Source organism: Enterobacter cloacae complex sp. SYL003, from assembly GCF_049236925.1.
Taxonomy (GTDB): domain Bacteria; phylum Pseudomonadota; class Gammaproteobacteria; order Enterobacterales; family Enterobacteriaceae; genus Enterobacter; species Enterobacter intestinihominis.
Genome location: NZ_JBMKJK010000015.1, coordinates 16,446 through 38,619 on the forward strand (window position 1 = coordinate 16,446; position 22,174 = coordinate 38,619).

The following is a 22,174-nucleotide window of genomic DNA, read 5'->3' on the forward strand; positions in this document are numbered from 1 at the left end:
TTATTTTTCTTAGTGTAATGTTGGCTTGCGAACTTCCGGCGCGGTCGGCTGCGAGCGCGTAAAGTTGTCGTGGCACAGCAGAGACGCCACGCGCACGTACTCGATGATCTCTTCGAGAGACATCTCCAGCTCTTCCTGGTCTTCGTCTTCATCGTAGCCGAGCTGGGCGATGTTACGCAGATCGTCGATCGCTTCACCCGCTTCGCCGGTCACTTTATCCAGTTTAGGCTGGGTCACGCCCAGGCCAAGCAGATAGTGGTTTACCCAACCCGCAAGCGCATCAGCGCGATCGAAGACGCAGACATCGTCGCCTTCAGGCAGATAAAGCTGAAAAAGAAAGCCATCGTCTTCCAGGGAATCGCTGGTTGCGGCGTGCATTTTACGCAGCGCTTCCGCCAGTTCGTGGCCAAACGCCAGCCCTTCGTTGGTGAGGTCGTGGATCAGCGGCTGCCATGAGCTGTCGCTGTTTCCGCCGCACAGTATGCCGCTGATCAGACCGTGCATTTCGGCAGGGGTTAGACCGACTCCCTGCTGGTTCAGTAACTGGTTTAAATCCTTGTAACCAGGCATTTCGTTCTGTATAGACATACGCATTCGTCATCAAAGGGAGGATATTCATGATATGCTACCACTTTGGACCCTGGTGATACCAGAAAAGGGCTTGTATCTTCACATCAGGGTAGCTATAGTGTCGCCCCTTCGCAGCCCCCGGGGCAGTAAGCGAAGGCAGCGCAGTCAATCAGCAGGAAGGTGGCATGTCTGCACAACCCGTCGATCTCCAGATTTTTGGCCGTTCACTGCGAGTGAATTGTCCGCCTGAACAAAGGGATGCTTTGAATCAGGCTGCGGACGATTTGAATCAGCGGTTGCAAGATCTAAAAGAACGCACTAGAGTCACAAATACTGAGCAGCTGGTTTTCATCGCCGCGTTGAACATCAGCTATGAACTGACTCAGGAAAAAGCGAAGACCCGCGATTACGCGGCAAGCATGGAGCAGCGCATTAAAATGCTCCAGCAGACCATTGAACAGGCATTGCTTGATCAAGGTCGCAGTCCTGAAAGACCGGGACCAAAGTTTGAATAACACTTCTCAGTTGACTATGGTAGAGTAACTGTGAAGACAAAATTTCTCTGAGATGTTTGCAAGCGGGCCAGTCCCCTGAGCCGATATTTCATACCACAAGAATGTGGCGCTCCATGGTTGGTGAGCATGCTCGGTCCGTCCGAGAAGCCTTAAAACTATGACGACACATTCACCTTGAACCAAGGGTTCAAGGGTTACAGCCTGCGGCGGCATCTCGGAGATTCCCTCTCTCTTCTTCTACCAACAACCATGACTCAATTCCCTGAAGTTTCTGCTTCACGCCAGGATATCCGTCAGCTCATTCGCCAGCGTCGTCGTGCCTTAAGCGCCGAACAACAGGCACAGTTTGCCCAGCAGGCCGCCGCCCGTATGATGGCCTATCCGCCTGTGGTGATGGCAAACACCGTCGCCTTGTTTCTTTCGTTTGATGGTGAGCTGGATACCCAACCGCTTATCGACCAGCTCTGGCGCGCCGGGAAAAAAGTTTATCTGCCGGTGCTGCATCCCTTTAGCCGGGGCAATCTGCTGTTTCTGCACTACCATCCGCACAGCGAGCTGGTGGTGAATCGTCTGAAAATCACCGAACCCAAACTCGACGTGCGCGATGTGCTGCCGCTATCTGAACTGGATGTGCTGATTACGCCGCTGGTGGCGTTTGACGAGCAGGGACAGCGCCTGGGAATGGGCGGTGGTTTTTACGACAGAACGCTACAAAACTGGCAGCAGTACGGGTTGCAGCCGGTGGGCTATGCGCATGATTGTCAGGGCGTGGAGGCATTACCCGTGGAGAAATGGGATGTGCCGTTGCCGGCGGTGGTGACGCCCAGTAAAACCTGGACCTGGTAGAACAAAGCCGGGTGGCGGCTACGCCTTACCCGGCCTACATAAATCCTCGAACATTGTAGGTCGGGTAAGCGTAAGCGCCACCCGACACACAGACCGCACGAACATTGTAGGTCGGGTAAGCGTAAGCGCCACCCGACACACAGACCGCACGAACATTGTAGGTCGGGTATGCGTAAGCGCCACCCGATACACAGACCGCACGAACATTGTAGGTCGGGTAAGCGTAAGCGCCACCCGACACACAGACCGCACGAACATTGTAGGTCGGGTAAGCGTAAGCGCCACCCGACACCACAGACCGCACTATCAGTACAGCAGACGCGCGCGAATCGTCCCCGGAATGGCCTTCATGCTCTGCAATGCTTTCTCAGCAATGTCTTCATCCGCTTCAATATCAATCACCACATAACCCATCTGCGCGTTCGTTTGCAGATACTGCGCGGCAATGTTGACGCCCTGTTCGGCAAAGATCTGGTTGATAGCAGTCAGCACGCCCGGACGGTTTTCGTGAATGTGCAGCAGACGACGCCCGCCGTGTAGCGGCAGAGACACTTCCGGGAAGTTCACCGCAGAGAGCGTTGAACCGTTGTCGGAATATTTGCTCAGCTTGCCCGCCACTTCCAGGCCGATATTCTCCTGCGCTTCCTGAGTAGAACCGCCGATGTGCGGCGTCAGGATCACGTTGTCGAACTCGCACAGTGGAGAGGTGAACGGATCGCTGTTGGTGGCCGGTTCCGTCGGGAACACGTCAATCGCCGCACCCGCCAGATGCTTACGCTTCAGCGCATCGCACAGCGCAGGAATATCGACTACTGTACCGCGCGCGGCGTTGATCAGCAGCGAGCCCGGCTTCATCAGCGCCAGCTCTTCCGCTCCCATCATGTTTTTGGTGGACGCATTTTCCGGCACGTGCAGGCTGACCACGTCGCTCATGTTCAGCAGGTCAGAAAGATGCTGCACCTGCGTCGCGTTACCCAGCGGCAGTTTGTTTTCGATATCGTAGAAAAACACGTGCATGCCAAGGGATTCCGCCAGAATACCGAGCTGCGTACCGATGTGGCCGTAACCAATAATCCCGAGTTTTTTACCACGCGCTTCGTAGGAGCCCGCGGCCAGTTTATTCCACACGCCGCGGTGCGCTTTGGCGTTAGCTTCCGGAATACCGCGAAGGAGTAGCAGTAGCTCGCCAATCACCAGCTCCGCCACGGAACGGGTGTTGGAGAACGGGGCGTTAAAGACCGGGATACCGCGTTTTGCGGCGGCATTCAGATCAACCTGGTTGGTACCGATACAGAAACAGCCAATCGCCACCAGCTTTTCCGCCGCAGCAATAACGTCTTCAGTCAGTTGGGTACGGGATCGCAGGCCAATGAAATGGGCATCACGGATGGACGCTTTCAGCTCTTCAGTATCCAGCGCGCCTTTGTGAAATTCGATGTTGGTGTAACCTGCAGCGCGAAGGCTATCGAGCGCTTTCTGGTGCACGCCTTCAACCAGCAGGAATTTAATCTTGTCTTTCTCCAGTGATACCTTTGCCATTTACCCGACCCTGTTTTTATCTGAACTGATGTTGTGCTGGATATAAATCCCGTGCAGCCAACATATCAAAAAAAACTATTGCAGCAATATGAACGTTTGCGTCGGCACTCTGAAGAAAAGTCATACAGAGCAAAATGACAGAGGAAAATGCTATGGAAATTTACAAACGCGGAAGGATCGGCAAAAGAGGCGGAAAAACGTGACACAAGTCACCGAATTTAGCTTTTCAAAATTTTTTAGCGGGGGGAGCGCTCCCCCCGTCAGATCATTTTACGATGGTTTTTACACCGTCAGCCGTGCCGATCAGCGCCACGTCCGCGCCACGGTTGGCAAATAACCCTACGGTAACGACGCCCGGAATGCCGTTGATCGCATTTTCCAGCGCAATGGCATCGAGGATCTCAAGGCCGTGAACGTCGAGGATCACGTTGCCGTTGTCGGTCACCACACCCTGACGGTATTCCGGACGACCGCCCAGCTTCACCAGTTGACGTGCCACGGCACTGCGCGACATCGGGATCACTTCGACCGGCAGCGGGAAACTCCCCAGAATGTCGACCTGCTTGGAGGCGTCCGCGATGCAGATGAACTTATCCGCCACGGAGGCAATGATTTTTTCGCGGGTCAGCGCCGCGCCACCGCCTTTGATCATCTGCATGTGGCCGTTGATTTCATCCGCGCCATCAACGTAAATGCCCAGACGGTCCACTTCGTTGAGGTCGAAAACAGTGATGCCGAGGCTTTTCAGCTTTTCCGTGGAAGCATCGGAGCTCGAAACCGCGCCCTCGATTTGCCCCTTCATCGTGCCCAGCGCATCGATAAAGTACGCCGCCGTCGATCCCGTACCAACACCGACAATGGTACCCGGCTGTACGTACTGGAGAGCGGCCCATCCTACTGCTTTTTTCAGTTCATCCTGCGTCATGATCGTTTTGCCTGTGGTGTGAAAACTCAGGGCGCATTATAGAACACGTCGAATGGATTTCGTCTGCCACGAAGGGAAAATTGTGTCATAGTGCAGATTAAGCAAAATTAAGGAGTCAGCCAGAGCAATGAAACGTCCGGACTACAGAACACTACAGGCACTTGATGCAGTTATTCGTGAACGCGGTTTTGAGCGCGCGGCGCAAAAGCTGTGCATCACCCAGTCCGCCGTATCACAGCGTATCAAACAACTTGAAAACATGTTCGGGCAGCCGCTACTGGTGCGTACCGTACCGCCGCGTCCAACGGAGCAAGGACAAAAGCTCCTCGCCCTGCTGCGCCAGGTTGAACTGCTGGAAGATGAGTGGCTGGGCGATGAACAGACCGGCTCCACGCCGCTGCTGCTGTCGCTGGCGGTGAACGCCGACAGTCTGGCAACCTGGCTGCTGCCGGCCCTTGCGCCGGTGCTGGCCGACTCCCCTATCCGCCTGAATCTCCAGGTTGAAGATGAAACCCGCACCCAGGAACGTCTGCGTCGCGGCGAAGTGGTTGGTGCCGTCAGTATTCAGCCTCAGGCGCTGCCAAGCTGTCTGGTGGATCAGTTGGGCGCGCTGGATTACCTCTTCGTCGGTTCAAAAGCCTTTGCCGAGCGCTATTTCCCGAACGGTGTGACCCGCGCCGCGCTGCTGAAAGCGCCTGCCGTCGCGTTCGACCATCTGGACGATATGCATCAGGCCTTCCTGCAGCAAAACTTCGATCTGCCGCCGGGCAGCGTGCCGTGTCATATCGTTAACTCGTCCGAAGCCTTCGTGCAGCTTGCACGTCAGGGAACCACCTGCTGCATGATCCCGCATCTGCAGATTGAGAAAGAGTTGAAAAGCGGTGAGCTGATTGATTTAACTCCGGGGCTGTATCAGCGCCGGATGTTGTACTGGCACCGTTTTGCGCCGGAAAGCCGCATGATGCGCAACGTCACCGACGCGCTGCTGGCGTTTGGGCATAAGGTGTTAAGACAGGATTGAAAAACAAGCCGGGTGGAGGCTTCGCCTTACCCGGCCTACGGGTTACTGAGCTGGCTTTTCAGTCGGCTCCAGCTGGAACACCACATCAACCTGATCGTCGAACTGAATGGTTGGCTGCTCGTAGGTTTCCTGAGCAGAAACCGGCGCGGCGTCCGCTTTCATCATCCGCACCATCGGGCTTGGCTGGTAGTTTGAAACGTGGTAACGCACGCTGTAAACCGGACCGAGCTTGCTCTTGAAGCCGGATGCCAGCTGCTGTGCCTGATGAATGGCATCATCAATGGCCGCTTTACGCGCTTCGTCTTTATACTTCTCCGGTTGCGCAACGCCCAGCGAGACGGAACGAATTTCGTTCAGCCCTGCCTTCAGCGCACCATCCAGCAATCCGTTGAGCTTATCAAGCTGGCGCACGGTCACTTCTACAGTACGCACGGCGCGATAGCCTTTCAGGATGCTTTTGCCGTTCTGGTAATCGTAATCCGGTTGAGTACGCAGGTTCGCAGAGCTGATGTCTTTTTTCGCGACACCGTTCTGTTCCAGGAAAGAGAGGTATTGCGCAACACGATCGTCTGCCTGTTTCTTGGCGGAAGCAGCATCTTTCGCCGCCACGTTCACTTCAATTGCCAGGGTTGCAACATCCGGTACCGCATCCACGCTTGCCGTACCTGAAGTGACAATGTGCGGGCCGTTTGGCAGTTCATTCGCCTGCACCGACACCGCACCTAAACTTACTAATGCCGCCAGGGCCATCACCTTAAACTTCACTGTCATTCCTCCATGTTGCGAAGAGTGCCCTGTTAACAGGGCTCATGCCAGCAAGCTTAGCGGGTCTTGTTCAGATGTCCATAAGACAACGCTTAGTTGAACAATCCCTGTACGTGATGAATGCCCTCTTTCGCCAGCTGGAAGGCAATAAACCACATCACCAGCCCCACCAGGGTATTGATAATGCGCTGCGCTTTGGCGGTACGCAGTCGTGGTGCCAGCCATGCCGCCAGGATCGCAAGACCAAAGAACCAGAGGAAGGAGGCGCTGACCGTACCGAGCGCAAACCAGCGTTTGGGCTCAACGTCCAGCTGTCCACCCAGGCTGCCGAGCACCACGAACGTATCAAGATAAACGTGCGGGTTAAGCCATGTCACGGCGAGCATGGTGACGATAATCTTCCAGCGCCCTTGCTTCATCACTTCGGCGCTCGCCAGCTCAAGATTGCTGCTCATGGCCGTTTTCAGGGCGCCAAACCCGTACCACAGCAGAAACGCTACGCCGCCCCAGGTAACCAGCGCCAGCAGCCACGGCGACTGCATCAACAGGGCGCTGCCGCCAAAAATCCCGGCGCAAATCAGCAGCAGATCGCTCACCGCGCACAGCAGGGCAATCATCAGATGGTACTGACGGCGGATGCCCTGATTCATCACGAACGCATTTTGTGGACCAAGGGGAAGGATCATGGCCGCACCTAACGCAAGCCCTTGAAAATAGTAAGATAACATAACGTAATTCTCGCAGAGTTGTCCTGGGGCAGACTATACTGCGGGAACGACATTAGAGGAAATGGATAATATTAATTGGGGATTAGCGGGGCTAATAAAAGAAAAGCCCGGTGTCGCTGACGCTTACCGGGCCTACGGAGACGTTACTCTGCTTCTTTGACTTTTTTGACGTTTACGTCCATCTGCGGGTACGGGAAGCTGATGCCGTTGGCATCGAAGTCACGCTTAATGCGCTCCAGCACATCCCAGTAAACGTTTTGCAGATCGCTGCTTTTGCTCCAGATGCGCACCACAAAATTAATGGATGATGCGCCCAGTTCATTCAGACGAACGGTCTGCTCGCGGTCCTTCAGAATACGGTCATCTGAAGCAATGATGTTGGTAATCAGAGACTTCACCTGATCGATATCGGAATCGTACGCCACGCTGATGATCAGCTCGTTACGACGCACCGGCTCGCGGGAGAAGTTAATGATATTGCCGGCAATGATTTTCCCGTTCGGTACCACCACAATACGACCGTCGACAGTACGCAGAGTGGTAGAGAAAATCTGTACCTGCAACACGGTACCCGCGATCCCGCCTAAATCCACGTATTCACCGGAACGGAACGGACGGAAGGTTACCAGCAGTACGCCCGCCGCCAGGTTCGACAGCGAACCCTGTAATGCCAGACCAATGGCCAGACCGGCAGCACCGAGCACAGCGATGACGGATGCCGTCTGCACGCCGACACGCCCCAGCGCCGCAATCAGCGTAAAGGCGATGATGCCGTAACGCACCAGCGCGGAGAGGAAATCGGCGACCGTGGCGTCAATGTGACGTGCAACCATCACCCGGTTGACCGCGTTCGATACGATACGCGCCACGATCATCCCGACAATGATGATGGCAATAGCGGCAACAATATTCACAGCGTAGCTCAGCAGTAGCGCCTGGTTGCGCACCAGCCAGTTACCCGCGTGATTGATGCTGTCTACAACATCAAGTTGTTCCATTTATTCTTCCTTTTGCTAAACCAAAACACAAAATCTATCCCTTAAGGGGACAGGCAGGTCAGTAAAGGGTAAACAAAAAGAGCGGGTAATGCCAAACAGATCACAAAATCAGGTATTGCAGGATATTGAAAAAGCATAAAAAAAGGCCCGCATTTGCGGGCCTTCTGATGTGCTGTCAGCAGTACAAATTACAGAACGTCAACCGCGTTCAGTTCTTTGAATGCCTGCTCCAGACGAGTAATCATAGAAGTCTGGGCAGCGCGCAGCCATACGCGTGGATCGTAGTATTTCTTGTTCGGCTGGTCTTCGCCTTTCGGGTTGCCCAGCTGACCTTGCAGGTAAGCTTCGTTGGTTTTGTAGTATTGCAGGATACCGTCCCAGGTTGCCCACTGGGTGTCGGTATCGATGTTCATTTTCACTACGCCGTAGCTTACGGAATCTTTGATTTCCTGAGCAGAAGAACCGGAACCGCCGTGGAAGACGAAGTTCAGGCTGTTGTGCGGCAGGTTGTGTTTCTTAGACACATATTCCTGAGAATCACGCAGGATGGTCGGGGTCAGAACCACGTTACCTGGCTTGTACACGCCGTGCACGTTACCGAAGGATGCTGCGATGGTGAAGCGTGGGCTGATTTTGCTCAGCTCGGTGTAAGCGTAATCAACGTCTTCTGGCTGAGTGTACAGAGCAGAAGCGTCCATGTGGCTGTTGTCCACACCGTCTTCTTCACCGCCGGTGCAACCCAGTTCGATTTCCAGGGTCATGCCCATTTTGGACATACGCGCCAGGTACTTAGAGCAGATCTCGATGTTTTCTTCCAGAGACTCTTCGGACAGGTCGATCATGTGAGAAGAGAACAGTGGCTTACCGGTTGCTGCGAAGTGTTTTTCACCTGCGTCCAGCAGACCGTCGATCCATGGCAGCAGTTTTTTCGCGCAGTGGTCAGTGTGCAGGATAACCGGAACACCGTAGTGCTCAGCCATCTGGTGAACATGATGTGCGCCAGAGATAGCACCCAGGATAGCAGCGCCCTGAGGAACGTCAGTTTTCACGCCTTTACCTGCGATGAACGCAGCGCCGCCGTTAGAGAACTGAACGATAACCGGTGCTTTAACTTTTGCAGCGGTTTCCAGTACGGCGTTGATGGAGTCGGTACCTACGCAGTTAACTGCTGGCAGAGCGAAGTTGTTTTCTTTAGCTACCTGGAACACTTTCTGTACGTCATCACCAGTGATAACGCCAGGTTTTACGAAATCAAAAATTTTAGACATGTTGCTTAGTCCTGTATCTTCGGCCGTTAGAAAAGGTGCGAGCTCTGATAAGCGCGCTGAAAATTGGGCAGGTTTCCCTGCCCCTGAATGGCTTACTTCTTAGCGCGCTCTTCGAGCATTGCTACTGCTGGCAGGACTTTGCCTTCCACGAATTCGAGGAATGCGCCGCCACCAGTGGAGATGTAGGAGATCTTGTCAGCGATACCGAACAGGTCGATAGCTGCCAGGGTGTCACCACCGCCTGCGATAGAGAACGCTTCGCTGTCTGCGATAGCGTTAGCCACGATTTCAGTCCCTTTGCGGAAGTTCGGGAATTCGAACACGCCGACAGGACCGTTCCACAGGATAGTTTTTGCGTTTTTCAGGATTTCAGCCAGTTTCTGTGCAGAAACGTCGCCCAGGTCCAGAATCTGCTCTTCATCTTTGATGTCATTAACAGATTTAAGGGTTGCGGTAGCAGTTTCGGAGAACTCGGTCGCCACGCGAACGTCAGTTGGAACCGGAATATCACAGGTGCTCAGCAGGCGTTTGGCTTCGTCAACCAGATCCGCTTCGTAAAGGGATTTACCCACGTTGTGGCCTTGCGCAGCAACGAAGGTGTTCGCGATACCACCGCCAACGATCAGCTGGTCAGCGATTTTGGACAGGGAATCCAGAACGGTCAGTTTGGTAGAAACTTTAGAACCACCAACGATAGCGACCATAGGACGAGCAGGTTCTTTCAGTGCTTTACCCAGCGCTTCCAGTTCATCAGCCAGCAGTGGACCTGCACAGGCGACGTCTGCGAATTTACCGATACCGTGGGTAGAAGCCTGCGCACGGTGAGCCGTACCGAATGCATCCATCACGAATACGTCGCACAGCGCAGCGTATTTTTTGGACAGGGTTTCGTCGTCTTTCTTTTCGCCTTTGTTGAAGCGAACGTTTTCCAGAACAACCAGCTCACCTTCGGCAACTTCCACGCCGTCCAGGTAATCTTTCACCAGGCGAACCGGGTTGGACAGTTTGTCTTTCAGGTAATTAACAACCGGCAGCAGAGAGAACTCTTCGTTGTACTCGCCTTCAGTTGGACGGCCCAGGTGGGAGGTGACCATCACTTTAGCGCCCTGCTTCAGAGCCAGTTCAATGGTTGGCAGAGATGCACGGATACGCGCGTCGCTGGTCACTTTGCCATCTTTAACCGGTACGTTCAGATCGGCACGGATGAAAACGCGTTTACCTGCCAGATCCAGATCGGTCATCTTAATTACAGACATGGTGAATCCTCTCGTTGATTCTTAAAGTTTTGCAAGCGCAAGGTGCGCTCTACCTGAAACCTTTTGCGGCCATGGCTAACGTGGTGTCGAGCATTCGGTTAGCAAAGCCCCATTCGTTATCACACCAGACCAGCGTCTTGATGAGGTGCGCACCACTGACTCGCGTCTGCGTGCCATCCACGATGGCGCTGTGCGGGTCGTGGTTAAAATCTACTGAGACCAACGGTAATTCCGTATAGTCAACTATACCATGAAATGCTCCCTGTGCCGCTTTTTGCAGCAACAGGTTGACTTCACAGGCTTTTACCGGTTTTTTCACCGTCACGCTAAGATCGATTGCGGTGACGTTTATCGTCGGGACGCGCACGGCAATCGCTTCGAAACGGTCGTTAAACTGCGGGAAAATACGCGTGATCCCGGCAGCCAGTTTCGTATCCACCGGAATGATGGACTGGCTCGCCGCGCGAGTGCGTCGTAAATCCGGATGGTAGGCGTCGATAACCTGCTGATCGTGCATGGCGGAGTGAATCGTGGTCACGGTACCGGATTCAATGCCATACGCATCGTCTAACAGTTTAATGACCGGAATAATGCAGTTGGTGGTACAGGAGGCGTTGGAGACAATGCGGTGTTCAGCCTGCAGCTCGTGCTGGTTGACACCAAACACGACGGTGGCGTCGAGGTCGTGACTGCCGGGATGGGAGAACAGCACTTTTTTCGCGCCAGCATTCAGATGCGCTTCGCCATGTTCACGGTTACCGTACACGCCGGTACAGTCCAGCACCACATCCACACCCAGTTCGCGCCAGGGCAGCTCTTCAATACTGTTCTCATGCAGCACGCGGATGGCATCGTCACCGACGAACAGCTGTTCCCTTTCCTGGCGAACGTCCCAGGCAAAGCGACCGTGGCTGGTGTCATATTTCAACAAATGCGCCATGCCCGCAGCATCCGCCAGTTCATTGATTGCCACCACGGTGATTTCCGCACGACGCCCGGATTCATATAAAGCACGAACCACGTTGCGCCCGATGCGACCGAAGCCATTAATCGCTACGCGTACGGTCATAGATCTCCTGCAAAGCTATCCCTGAGTTTGAGGTGGCTGAAAGAGTAATCCAGCGACGCCCGAAGGGGAATCCTTGCTGTCACAAACTGCGATTGATTGGTCAATTGTCGAACATTTAATCGACTGAAACGCTTCAGCAAGAATAAGCGAATCGGGGAATAAAAGGAATCTCTGTCCAGATTAAGAGCGATTTTATCTGATCTCCATCACATTTTTCCGGAATAATCCCTTTTCTTCCCGCCACGTAAAACGCGGCGGGTTGACCGGTGCACCCATGGAAAGCCGCGAAGGATCAGACGAGTCGGTATTCGCCATTTGCCGACATCATCAGTTCCACATTGGCAGAACGGCTGTGACGCAAAACACGCTCCACGTTTGGCCCGTCGGTGCGCGCATAAAACGCGTCGGCGTCGGCCTGAGAGAGTCCCCCGGCCAGCTTACGCCCTACCAGGCGCGTACGTAACGCTTCAGCGGGCGCGCGAATGAACAATGAAAAATCGCAATATTCCATCAGCGTTCGCCATCGTTCGTCATCAAGCAGCAGCCAGTTACCCTCAACAATCACGACAGGGGCCGTTACCACAATAGCCTCTTCGACAGGATCGTGCGTTTGTCGGTCATACTGCGGCCAGGTACTGTCGCCTTCTTTTATCTGCCGCAGATGTTGCGCAAGCCTGTCGACATCAAAGGTCTCGGGCGCGCCTTTGTACGCACGCAGGTTATGGGCCTCAAGCCACGCGTTGTAGTGATGAAAACCATCCATCGGCAACGTCTGGATCGGCGGCATCCCCTCCATCTGACGAGAGAGGAATTCCCAGAAGGCGGTCAACGTAGATTTGCCCGTCCCGGGCGGCGCGCTGAGAAAAACAATCGTACGTTTGCTGGCGCTGGCAGAATGCAGTTTCGCCAGTTGCCGCAGCAAAGGCTTATGAACATTTTCGATTTCGTCATCAGGGTAATGTGCTTCTACATGTAGCCCGTTAACCGTTAGCCCAATTTTCACGGCGTCAGTTCCTTTAAAATTGTCGTTACCGCCAGGGTGAGCGCCGTCTTGATCATTGCGGTAAAGCGCACCTCAGACCATGCGGCAAAGTCAGCAAATTTCATCGACTCCAGCGCGCTGAATAACGTCGCGTTACGGGTGATGCAATTAACGTTGCTGATAAAATCCCAGGTGATGTCATCGGCGAAGCCAGGGATCGTATCCTGCTCTTTCAGATACTGATAAAACTGCGAAAAATGCGTAATGTCGGCGTAGAGCCATTTTTCCATTTTCCCCAGCGCATAGATCAGTCGTAACGCCACATCAATGTCATCAAGCGGCCCACTCCGGGCGAGTAACGGCTTCACTGCATATTCCACGATCTCTTCATCGTTATCGACAAACAGCGACGGCAGAAAACATTTAATGCCCTGGAGCAAAAAAGACTGTGCCGTCGTCATGAATGCGAGGAGGTTATTCTGAGCATCCAGTTGCTCAAGCACATCGTCTTCTGTCAGCGTCGTCATTTGTATCTCGATAAATCACCGTGAATGCAGAGAGTCTATTATATTACACGTTCGATCTGCGCCGCCGATCAGTAAAGTTTGCGTGCGCACACCCTTCGCAACCTGTTGAATACCTTTAACCAGTTCGCCGCCCGTCACGCCCGTCGCGCTGAACAGGATGTCATTGCCCTTTACCAGTTCGCTAAGGGTATAGATACGATTGACTTCCACTTTCATCTCCGCACAGCGGCGGTGCTCCTGCATGGCGACCCGACGGTTCTCAGGACTCTCCCCTTTCGCTTCACAGAAATCGATCAGTTCCGCCTGCATATCGCCGCCCAGCGCTTTCACCGCGCAGGCGGAGATCACCCCTTCCGGCGCGCCGCCTGTGGTGTACATCAGATCATAAGGATTATCCTGTAAGCAGGTCAGTACGCTGGCAGCGACATCGCCATCGGGCAACGCAAACACTTTCACGCCCAGCTGCGTCGCCTCGGCAATTGCATTTTGCAGGCGCGGTTTGTCCAGCGTCACCATCCGCAGATGCTCCAGCGGCTTGCCCAGCGCCCGGGCAACGTTGCGAAGGTTTTCTGCCAGCGGGAGATCGAGGCTGATTGCCCCGGCGGCCGCTGCGTTAACCACCAGTTTTTTCATGTACATATCAGGGGCATGAAACAGGCTGCCCTCAGGTGCAAACGCCATCACTGCCAGAGCATTGCTTTGCCCCATCGCCACCATGCGGGTGCCCTCTATGGGGTCGACGGCAATATCTACCGCCGGGCCGACACCGCTTCCAACCTCCTCACCAATCCACAGCATTGGCGCATGGTCAATCTCACCTTCGCCGATGACGATACGCCCGCGAATCGCTATCGCGTTTAGCGCCTCGCGCATGGCGGTTACCGCCAGCCCGTCGATTCGGTTTTTATCGCCGCATCCGGTTTGCGGCCAGGCGGCCAGCGCCGCCTGTTCCGTAACGCGAAAGAGCGGCCATGCCAGAGACATCATGCTGCCGCCTCCCCAATATCCACCCCAAACTTCGCCAGCAAATAGCGCTCTGCTTTTTCATTCCAGATGCCGTGAGTCTCTTCCACAAGCCTTGCCAGCTCCCGGAAAAGCGGATCGGTTTTACCCTTTTCGGCAAAATCGGCAATGGCCGTTAACGGCATGGTGACACCGTTATAGATAAGCTTCTTGCCTCCAGGAATGTCCGGCAGGTTGAGTACCGTATGCGGCACCGCATCAAGGCCGCCGATGTGGGTCACCATAAACGACGGCTGAAGCTGGCCCGTCGCACTCAGCGCAATCGCCTCTTTCATGTCCTCCGTCGAGCCGCCGGAGGTGCCCACCACGTGGGTACTGTTGTAATGGACGTTGTAAAAATTAAACGGCACCTTGAAATTGCTGTCCGTTGGTCCGGCGAAGAAATTCAGGCACCCGTCCTCGGCGAGAAGATCGTCTGCCAGTTCAATGACCGCCGGAACCGCGGCATAGACAAACACGTCGTCAAAGCCGACATTGTCAGTTAATGCGCGTAACGTAGCGGCCGGGTTCTCCAGTTCAGAGGTATTGACATAGATAAGCTCAATACTCTTTTGTGCCGCCAGCTCAACCGGCAGGAGTTTTTTCGCCTGCGCGAGGCGGGCCTCATCAATATCTACCACCACAACGCGCGACGGCTGAATCCCGCCGTTAATCGCATAATCAATAGCGCCAATTCCCATCGGCCCGGCGCAGGCCAGAAGCGCAATATTACCTCCCGGTTTCACACCCATCCGGTGCTCATAGACATATTGCGTCGTATGATAATTGGCGTTATACGCGCCGATAATGCAGCACATGGGTTCCGCCAGCGAAGCCGCCGCAAAATAGGAGCCGTGATAAGGTAAAACGCAGCCCAGATTAATCGCGACCTCTGGAATAATCATATACGTCGCATTGCCGCCAAAATATTCATAGCTGTATCCAGCGGAATAACCGCTTGGCAATCCCATTGCCGGTTGTAAAACAAAGCGCTGACCTTTTTTATATTTCCCGGCAAGGTTTTTTCCGACCTCAACAATCACCCCGGCGCATTCATGTCCGGTAATGACCGGATGATTTTCCAGATCGTCCGGCACACGTTTATGTTCACTGCCTAATTTGGCTGCCTTCCAGGTGGATAAACAAACGCTGTCGGAAATTACGCTCACCAGCAGTTCATTGTCGCTTATTTCGGGCAGTTCAAATTCGCGGATACGAACATCCTGCTTGCCATAAATGGCAGCCACTTTCGTTTTCATAATGACTCCAGGAACCAGATAGATTAATTCGCCGTTAGATGCTTAAATAATTCGTCAAGATTCGGATCGCCGAGATAGTTTTTTATCAACACTAACGGTTTGTCACTGACCCGTTTAGCGCGCCCCTCCAGGCTGGCATGGGTAACAATAATGTCCGCGTCGTCAGGCACATTTTCGATGGCATAATGTTTTACTTCGATATTTTGTCCGGCTTTTTCCAGGCGCTTCCGGAATGTCGTCGCGCCCATAGCGCTGGAGCCCATTCCGGCATCGCAGACAAAAGCGATATGCTTAACATCCTGGTAAGAAAATTTGCCTTCCTGCTTCATGGCTTTTACGGCGTTGGCAGAATCATTGAAAGTATCTTCCGTTTCAGCTTCGCTATTTTTATCCATCTTCAGGATAAAAGAGGCGACCGCAAAGGTGACCAGCGTGCCTGCCGTTACGCCAGCAATCGTGGCGAGGAATGCGCCTTTAGGCGTTAACGCGAGGTAGGCGAAAATCGAACCCGGACTTGGGCCAGCCACCAGTCCACCGCCTAACAGGTTAAATAGCCACGTCCCGCTCATGCCGCCAGCAATCATCGCAATCAGCGTCAGTGGTTTCATCAGTACGTAAGGGAAATAGAGCTCATGAATGCCGCCCAGGAAGTGAATGATCATCGCGCCGGGGGCTGACTTTTTCGCCATTCCTTTGCCGAAAAAAGCAAAAGCCAGCAGCAGGCCTAAACCCGGCCCGGGGTTGGAGGCCACCATAAAGAAGATGGATTTACCCGTCTCGGAAGCCTGCTGCATCCCCAGCGGATAATAAACCCCCTGATCGATAGCGTTATTTAAAAACAGGATTTTTGCCGGTTCGTTAATCAACGACAGCAGCGGCAAGTAGCCTGCATGTACCAGTGATTCAATACACTCTTTAATAAAGTTATTGGCAATCGACACCGCAGGACCGATGACTTCAAACCCCAGCAGGCAGAGGATCATGCCCGCAATACCCAGCGAGAAGTTGTTGATGACCATCTCAAAACCCGCTGGAATGCGTTTATCCAGCATTCGGTCGATATGCTTAATCACCAGGCCGCCGAGTGGCCCCATGATCATTGAGCCGAGGAACATAGGAATATCCGCGCCGATGATCACGCCGATAGTGCCGATCCCCCCCATCACCGCCCCACGTTTGCCGCCAACCAGGTGTCCACCGGTAGAGCCAATCATCACCGGCAGTAAATAGGTGATCATCGGTCCGACAATTTTGGCGAAATGCTCATTTGGCATCCATCCGGTTGGTATAAATAATGCGGTAATAAATCCCCAGGCAATAAAAGCGCCAATATTCGGGATGACCATTGCAGTCAAAAAGCCCCCAAAAGCCTGGACCTTTGCACGAGCAGACTTGTGTTCCATAATAATATCCTGTAAAGGAGAGAATAATTATGCGCGAGCGATAATATCCGCCAGTTGCTTTTCTGACTTAGCGGTTAACAACGCTGACAGCATATCTTCTTCACATAATAACTCGCTTAATGCCTGGATAGCGTCGATATGTGAATCCGCATCCGCCGCAGATAAACCAATGAGTAATTTTACTGGCTCATCGTCGTCGGCAAATTGCACTTCCTGTTTAAGAAGCGTTAATGACATACCTGTTTTTAAGGCACCGCACTCCGGACGGGCATGAGGCATCGCTACACCCGGAGCGAGAATGTAATAAGGACCATTAGTGAGCGTCGAGGTTTTAATTGCTTCAATATAATCAGCGTTAATACAATGATTTTGCAGCAAAGACGACATGGAAAAATCAATGGCTTCCTGCCAGTCCTTTGCTGCGGATTTTATTGATATTGAGGATTCAGGGAAATAATCAATTAACCGCATATATCATCCTTATTTTATTTTTAGGGTACAACGTATCGCTAAAAACAAAATACGCCTGCGGTAAAATGAAATCAAACGGAGAGAAAATAGCGAGCATGTCAGAGTGGATTTTAATAAAACGAATAAAAACAGATCGTTAAAAACAAGAAATTAAAAAGCAAGTCTATATATGTGATATCCATTGCAAATTAAACATATTATAACTTTTCGTATTTGTGATGGAAATCACCAAATATATGTTGTTAACACCAAAGAAAATACCACCAAAATAAAAACGGGCCGCCTGAGCGACCCGTTTGCCTCACGGAGAGATTTACAGCAGTTCTTTCGCTTTAGCGACAACGTTCTCAACGGTGAAGCCAAACTCTTCAAACAGCTGTTCAGCCGGCGCAGACTCACCAAACGTGGTCATACCGACGATAGCGCCGTTCAGACCCACGTATTTGAACCAGTAATCAGCGATACCCGCTTCCACTGCCACGCGAGCGGAGACCGCTTTAGGCAGTACAGATTCGCGGTACGCGGCATCCTGCTTGTCGAACGCATCGGTAGACGGCATGGAAACCACGCGCGCTTTCACGCCTTCAGCAGTCAGTTTTTCCCATGCGGCAACGGCCAGTTCAACTTCAGAACCGGTCGCGATAAAGATCAGCTCAGGCTGGCCCGCGCAATCTTTCAGCACGTAACCACCGCGGGCGATGTTTGCCAGCTGCTCTGGGGTACGTTCCTGCTGCGCCAGGTTCTGACGGGAGAGGATCAGCGCAGTCGGGCCGTCCTGACGCTCAACGCCGTATTTCCACGCCACCGCAGATTCAACCTGGTCACATGGACGCCATGTGCTCATGTTCGGGGTCACGCGCAGGGAAGCCACCTGCTCTACCGGCTGGTGAGTTGGACCATCTTCGCCCAGACCGATGGAGTCGTGGGTGTAGACCATCACCTGACGCTGTTTCATCAGCGCGGCCATACGCACGGCGTTACGTGCATACTCTACGAACATCAGGAAGGTAGAGGTGTACGGCAGGAAACCACCGTGCAGAGCGATACCGTTGGCAATCGCGGTCATACCGAATTCACGTACACCATAATGGATGTAGTTACCGGCAGTGTCTTCGTTGATTGGCTTAGAGCCAGACCACAGGGTCAGGTTAGATGGCGCCAGGTCAGCGGAACCGCCGAGGAATTCTGGAAGCAGAGGACCAAACGCTTCGATCGCATTCTGAGACGCTTTACGGCTGGCGATTTTAGACGGGTTCGCCTGCAACTTCGCAATGAACTCGTTCGCTTTCGCGTCGAAGTCAGACGGCATGTCGCCTTTCATACGACGGGTGAATTCAGCCGCTTCCTGTGGGAAGGCTTTCGCGTAAGCCGCAAACTTCTCGTTCCAGGCTGCTTCTTTCGCCTGGCCCACTTCTTTCGCATCCCACTGCGCGTAGATTTCAGATGGGATTTCGAAGGCAGGGTGTTTCCAGCCAAGCGCTTCACGGGTCAGTGCGATTTCCGCGTCGCCCAGTGGTGCGCCGTGGGAGTCGTGAGTGCCCGCTTTGTTCGGAGAACCGAAGCCGATGATGGTTTTGCACATCAGCAGGGACGGTTTGTCGGTCACGGCGCGCGCTTCTTCTACGGCACGTTTAATCGAGTCAGCATCGTGGCCATCAACGCCGCGCACAACGTGCCAGCCGTAGGCTTCGAAACGTGCGGCGGTGTCGTCAGTGAACCAGCCTTCAACGTGACCGTCGATGGAGATGCCGTTGTCGTCGTAGAACGCAACCAGTTTACCCAGCTTCAGGGTGCCTGCCAGGGAGCACACTTCGTGAGAAATGCCTTCCATCATGCAGCCGTCGCCCAGGAACGCATAGGTGAAGTGGTCAACGATGTCGTGGCCAGGACGGTTGAACTGTGCCGCCAGGGTCTTCTCAGCAATCGCCATACCCACGGCATTCGCAATGCCCTGACCCAGCGGACCGGTAGTGGTTTCAACGCCAGCGGTGTAGCCCACTTCCGGGTGACCTGGAGTTTTGGAGTGCAGCTGACGGAAGTTTTTCAGCTCTTCAATTGGCAGATCGTAGCCAGTGAGGTGCAGCAGGCTGTAGATCAGCATAGAGCCATGGCCGTTAGACAGCACGAAACGGTCGCGGTCTGCCCATGCCGGGTTCTGCGGGTTGTGGTTAAGGAAATCACGCCACAGGACTTCGGCGATGTCAGCCATGCCCATAGGGGCGCCCGGGTGGCCGGATTTGGCTTTCTGTACTGCGTCCATGCTCAGCGCACGAATAGCATTAGCAAGCTCTTTACGTGAGGACATTTTAACTCCAGATCGGACTGTTAAAGGCCATGCCCTTGACGACAGCGCGTTTTGGGCTACGCCGGAAAAAAGTGCCAACAATGTAACCCAAGCCGCAGGGCATGTACATGGACCATTCTTTTGCAGCTTAAGAAATCTCTGGATCATGCTCGCATGTTGCGCAATCTACTCGCCCGCCCCTGTAGATATTCCTTATACTTAGCCCGACACCGGCTTCGTTGACGGTGCATTTTTCGGAATTAATTCAGATTAACGAGTACGGAAGCAACATCATGAAAATGCGTGCAATTGGGCTGGCTGTGGGAACAACGCTCCTGCTAAGCGGCTGTCAGAATATGGATTCTAACGGCCTGATGACCTCAGGCGCAGAAGCTTTTCAGGCCTACTCATTGAGCGATGCGCAGGTGAAAGCGCTGAGCGACGAGGCCTGTAAGGATATGGATGGAAAAGCTACGCTTGCCCCGGCAAACAGCACCTACACGCAGCGTCTGAACAAGATTGCTTCCGCGCTGGGCGACAACATTAACGGTCAGCCGGTTAACTACAAGGTGTATATGGCGAAAGACGTCAACGCCTTCGCGATGGCTAACGGCTGTATCCGCGTTTACAGCGGCCTGATGGACATGATGACCGACAACGAAGTGGAAGCGGTGATCGGCCATGAAATGGGTCACGTTGCTCTCGGTCACGTGAAGAAAGGGATGCAGGTTGCGCTGGGCACCAATGCCGTGCGTGCTGCGGCGGCCTCTGCGGGCGGCATTGTCGGCAGCCTGTCCCAGTCGCAGCTGGGCGACGTGGGTGAGAAACTGGTTAACTCCCAGTTCTCCCAACGTCAGGAGTCGGAAGCGGATGACTACTCTTACGATCTGTTGCGCAAACGCGGCATCAATCCATCGGGTTTAGCCACCAGCTTCGAAAAACTGGCGAAACTGGAGGAAGGCCGTCAAAGCTCCATGTTTGACGATCACCCGGCCTCCGTTGAACGCGCGCAGCATATCCGTGACCGCATGGCGGCAGACGGAATTAAATAAAACTTCGGCCCGGTGCGCGCCGCGCTACCGGGCAACAAGGCTCAATCAGTACAGCGTTTTCTGTGGCGGCCCGGCAAACTTCAGGGCGCCAATCTGCCCCATCCGCACTTCCACCACCGACGGCCCCGGCATCGCCAGCGCTTCCGTCATCACCGCATCAAAGTCCTCAGCCCGCTCAACGCTCCAGGCCTGTAGGCCAATCGCCTGCGCCAGCAGGGTAAAATCCGGTGTATGCAGCGCGTTATAATACTGACGCCCGCCAAAATATTTATCCTGAATACCGCGCATTACGCCGTAGCCCCCGTCGTTCATGATGAGCAGCGTCACGTTGGCTTTCTCCTGCGCCAGCGTCGCCAGCTCGCCTAAATTGAGGCTCAGGCCGCCGTCGCCCACCAGTCCCACCACCTTACGCTGCGGGTTAGCAATCGCGGTGCCGATGGCCATCGGCAGTCCCATACCAATCGCCCCGGCGAGGGAGTGAATGTTCAGCAGCGGACCGTTAGCCCTGAACAGGCGGCTACCCCACAGGCTGCCGGACACGGTGATATCGCGCACCAGCAGGCCGTCTTTCGGCAGGGCTTTTTCTATGGCGTCGTTAAGCTTCGCATAGGCGCCGCACTGCTCGCGCAGCCCCTGCTCAGCTTGCCCGACCGCCTGCTGCACCTGCATATCCCACTGCGCGTTGCCCCACTCGCGGCCCTGCACTTTTTTAGCCAGCGCGCCAAGCAGCGCTGAACAATCGGCTATCAACGTGCTATCCATCAGGTAGTTACGGCTGGCTGCCGCCGGGTCGATATCAATCTGCACGCACGGGGACGGCAGCTCAAGCGTCCAGGAGCGGGTTTCGTTGCTGCGCAGACGTGAACCGGCGACCAGCGTAAAATCACACTGCGCAATCAGCGCCTCCACCGACGGCGAGTTGTGGAACGCCCGCAGGCTGGCGCGGTGGTTGTCCGGCAGCACGCCGCGCGCGTGGGTGCTGGAAATCACGGTGATGCCCGCATCCGCCAGTTTTTTCACCGCCTCAGCGCTACCCAGCGCCCCGCCGCCCAGCCACAGCAGCGGCTGTTTCGCCTGTTTGATCTGCGCCCACAGCGCGTCAACCATCCCGGTATCCACGGCTGGAACCGATGCCGGTTTGACCGGGGCGGTTACCAGCGACAGCGGAATTTTGGCGCCCTGAATATCAATCGGGATTTCCACCGAAACCGGTCCGCACGGCGGGGTCTGCGCGTCCTGGATGGCTTTATGCAGAATGGCTATCGCCTGATTCGCATTGCTGATACGGTACGCCCGTTTTGAGCTGGCCTTCAGGAAGGTCAGCTGATCGCGGGTTTCATGGATAAACCCGGTGTCGGCGTCCAGCCAGGCTTTCTCTACCTGCCCGGTTAAATGCAGCAGCGGCGTGCAGGCATTCATCGCTTCCACCAGCGCGCCTACCGCGTTCCCGGCCCCCGCGCCGGTGCTGGTCAGCGCCACGCCGAGGCCGGAAAAGCGCCCGTGAGCATCGGCCATGGTGACGGAACCGGCTTCACCGCGCGCGGGTACAAAGCGGATATTGCCCCGCTGCCCAACCGCATCCGCTATCGGCAGGTTGTGAATGGAGATGACGCCGTAGATGGCCTCAACCTGATACTGCTCCAGCGTTCTGGCGATGGCGTCGCCGACGGTTATCATTTCGCTCATTGCTCACC

21 protein-coding genes and 1 other RNA gene are annotated in these 22,174 nt (G+C 54.4%); 5 read left to right on the top strand and 17 right to left on the bottom strand.

Going from position 1 to position 22,174, the window contains the following annotated elements:
* Nucleotides 1–9: 9 nt before the first annotated feature.
* Entirely contained in the window at nt 10–588 is a 579-nt protein-coding gene (locus ACOT1A_RS18105) for a YecA family protein (RefSeq protein ID WP_276170173.1), read from the bottom strand.
* A gap of 167 nt (nt 589–755) precedes the next feature.
* Between ACOT1A_RS18105 and zapA the strand changes: the two genes are divergently transcribed.
* The 3 genes from zapA to ACOT1A_RS18120 all read left to right on the top strand — a co-directional run bounded on the left by zapA (nt 756) and on the right by ACOT1A_RS18120 (nt 1,931).
* Complete coding sequence (zapA, locus tag ACOT1A_RS18110) at nt 756–1,085, top strand: cell division protein ZapA (protein WP_003860096.1); 330 nt, start codon at nt 756–758, stop codon at nt 1,083–1,085.
* Between the two features lie 41 nt (nt 1,086–1,126).
* Nucleotides 1,127–1,310, top strand: a non-coding RNA gene (gene ssrS, locus ACOT1A_RS18115) — 6S RNA.
* Nucleotides 1,311–1,334: 24 nt separating this feature from the next.
* Nucleotides 1,335–1,931, top strand: a complete 597-nt coding sequence (locus ACOT1A_RS18120) for a 5-formyltetrahydrofolate cyclo-ligase (protein ID WP_022649320.1) — start codon at nt 1,335–1,337, stop codon at nt 1,929–1,931.
* A gap of 306 nt (nt 1,932–2,237) precedes the next feature.
* Here ACOT1A_RS18120 and serA read toward each other — a convergent pair whose 3' ends face one another.
* Nucleotides 2,238–3,470, bottom strand: a complete 1,233-nt coding sequence (gene serA, locus ACOT1A_RS18125) for a phosphoglycerate dehydrogenase (protein WP_022649321.1) — start codon at nt 3,468–3,470, stop codon at nt 2,238–2,240.
* 265 nt (nt 3,471–3,735) lie between these two features.
* The gene (gene rpiA / locus ACOT1A_RS18130) at nt 3,736–4,395 is read right to left on the bottom strand and encodes a ribose-5-phosphate isomerase RpiA (protein ID WP_276170174.1); all 660 of its coding nucleotides are present in this window, start codon (nt 4,393–4,395) and stop codon (nt 3,736–3,738) included.
* Nucleotides 4,396–4,522: 127 nt separating this feature from the next.
* Between rpiA and argP the strand changes: the two genes are divergently transcribed.
* Nucleotides 4,523–5,416 (top strand): DNA-binding transcriptional regulator ArgP, encoded by an 894-nt coding sequence (gene argP / locus ACOT1A_RS18135; protein ID WP_003860089.1) that lies wholly within the window; start codon nt 4,523–4,525, stop codon nt 5,414–5,416.
* A gap of 42 nt (nt 5,417–5,458) precedes the next feature.
* Here the strand turns inward: argP and ACOT1A_RS18140 are convergent, their stop codons facing one another.
* From ACOT1A_RS18140 to tkt, 13 genes are all read right to left on the bottom strand, one after another.
* On the bottom strand, nt 5,459–6,181 hold the full coding sequence (locus ACOT1A_RS18140; protein ID WP_022649323.1) for an oxidative stress defense protein: 723 nt from the start codon (nt 6,179–6,181) through the stop codon (nt 5,459–5,461).
* 92 nt (nt 6,182–6,273) lie between these two features.
* A complete protein-coding gene (gene argO, locus ACOT1A_RS18145) occupies nt 6,274–6,909 on the bottom strand; it encodes an arginine exporter ArgO (RefSeq protein WP_003860085.1) in 636 nt (211 codons plus the stop codon).
* 143 nt (nt 6,910–7,052) lie between these two features.
* The gene (locus ACOT1A_RS18150; RefSeq protein ID WP_022649325.1) at nt 7,053–7,907 is read right to left on the bottom strand and encodes a small-conductance mechanosensitive channel MscS; all 855 of its coding nucleotides are present in this window, start codon (nt 7,905–7,907) and stop codon (nt 7,053–7,055) included.
* A 188-nt stretch (nt 7,908–8,095) separates the two neighbouring features.
* Entirely contained in the window at nt 8,096–9,175 is a 1,080-nt protein-coding gene (fbaA, locus tag ACOT1A_RS18155) for a class II fructose-bisphosphate aldolase (RefSeq protein ID WP_017692704.1), read from the bottom strand.
* A gap of 92 nt (nt 9,176–9,267) precedes the next feature.
* On the bottom strand, nt 9,268–10,431 hold the full coding sequence (pgk, locus tag ACOT1A_RS18160; protein ID WP_023298554.1) for a phosphoglycerate kinase: 1,164 nt from the start codon (nt 10,429–10,431) through the stop codon (nt 9,268–9,270).
* A 49-nt stretch (nt 10,432–10,480) separates the two neighbouring features.
* Nucleotides 10,481–11,500, bottom strand: a complete 1,020-nt coding sequence (gene epd / locus ACOT1A_RS18165; protein ID WP_022649326.1) for an erythrose-4-phosphate dehydrogenase — start codon at nt 11,498–11,500, stop codon at nt 10,481–10,483.
* 292 nt (nt 11,501–11,792) lie between these two features.
* Entirely contained in the window at nt 11,793–12,503 is a 711-nt protein-coding gene (locus ACOT1A_RS18170; RefSeq protein WP_022649327.1) for a nucleoside/nucleotide kinase family protein, read from the bottom strand.
* Complete coding sequence (locus tag ACOT1A_RS18175) at nt 12,500–13,009, bottom strand: MltR family transcriptional regulator (protein ID WP_022649328.1); 510 nt, start codon at nt 13,007–13,009, stop codon at nt 12,500–12,502. Before ACOT1A_RS18175 ends, ACOT1A_RS18170 begins: the two co-directional genes overlap by 4 nt.
* 15 nt (nt 13,010–13,024) lie before the next feature.
* The gene (glpX, locus tag ACOT1A_RS18180; protein ID WP_038416695.1) at nt 13,025–13,996 is read right to left on the bottom strand and encodes a class II fructose-bisphosphatase; all 972 of its coding nucleotides are present in this window, start codon (nt 13,994–13,996) and stop codon (nt 13,025–13,027) included.
* Complete coding sequence (locus tag ACOT1A_RS18185; RefSeq protein ID WP_276170175.1) at nt 13,993–15,270, bottom strand: zinc-binding dehydrogenase; 1,278 nt, start codon at nt 15,268–15,270, stop codon at nt 13,993–13,995. The genes glpX and ACOT1A_RS18185 overlap by 4 nt, the downstream gene beginning before the upstream one ends.
* Before the next feature lie 23 nt (nt 15,271–15,293).
* Nucleotides 15,294–16,673 (bottom strand): PTS mannitol transporter subunit IICB, encoded by a 1,380-nt coding sequence (locus tag ACOT1A_RS18190; protein ID WP_276170176.1) that lies wholly within the window; start codon nt 16,671–16,673, stop codon nt 15,294–15,296.
* Nucleotides 16,674–16,700: 27 nt separating this feature from the next.
* On the bottom strand, nt 16,701–17,144 hold the full coding sequence (gene cmtB, locus ACOT1A_RS18195) for a PTS mannitol transporter subunit IIA (RefSeq protein WP_045623023.1): 444 nt from the start codon (nt 17,142–17,144) through the stop codon (nt 16,701–16,703).
* A 313-nt stretch (nt 17,145–17,457) separates the two neighbouring features.
* Nucleotides 17,458–19,449: a transketolase gene (tkt, locus tag ACOT1A_RS18200; protein WP_041908344.1), complete on the bottom strand. Its 1,992-nt coding sequence runs from the start codon at nt 19,447–19,449 to the stop codon at nt 17,458–17,460.
* Nucleotides 19,450–19,721: 272 nt separating this feature from the next.
* On the opposite strand from tkt, the gene ACOT1A_RS18205 reads away from it, so the two are divergent.
* Nucleotides 19,722–20,480, top strand: coding sequence for a M48 family metallopeptidase (locus ACOT1A_RS18205; RefSeq protein WP_003860073.1), 759 nt, complete (start codon nt 19,722–19,724; stop codon nt 20,478–20,480).
* Nucleotides 20,481–20,525: 45 nt separating this feature from the next.
* On the opposite strand, the gene ACOT1A_RS18210 is transcribed toward ACOT1A_RS18205, so the two are convergent.
* Complete coding sequence (locus tag ACOT1A_RS18210) at nt 20,526–22,166, bottom strand: thiamine pyrophosphate-binding protein (RefSeq protein WP_276170177.1); 1,641 nt, start codon at nt 22,164–22,166, stop codon at nt 20,526–20,528.
* Nucleotides 22,167–22,174 lie beyond the last annotated feature (8 nt).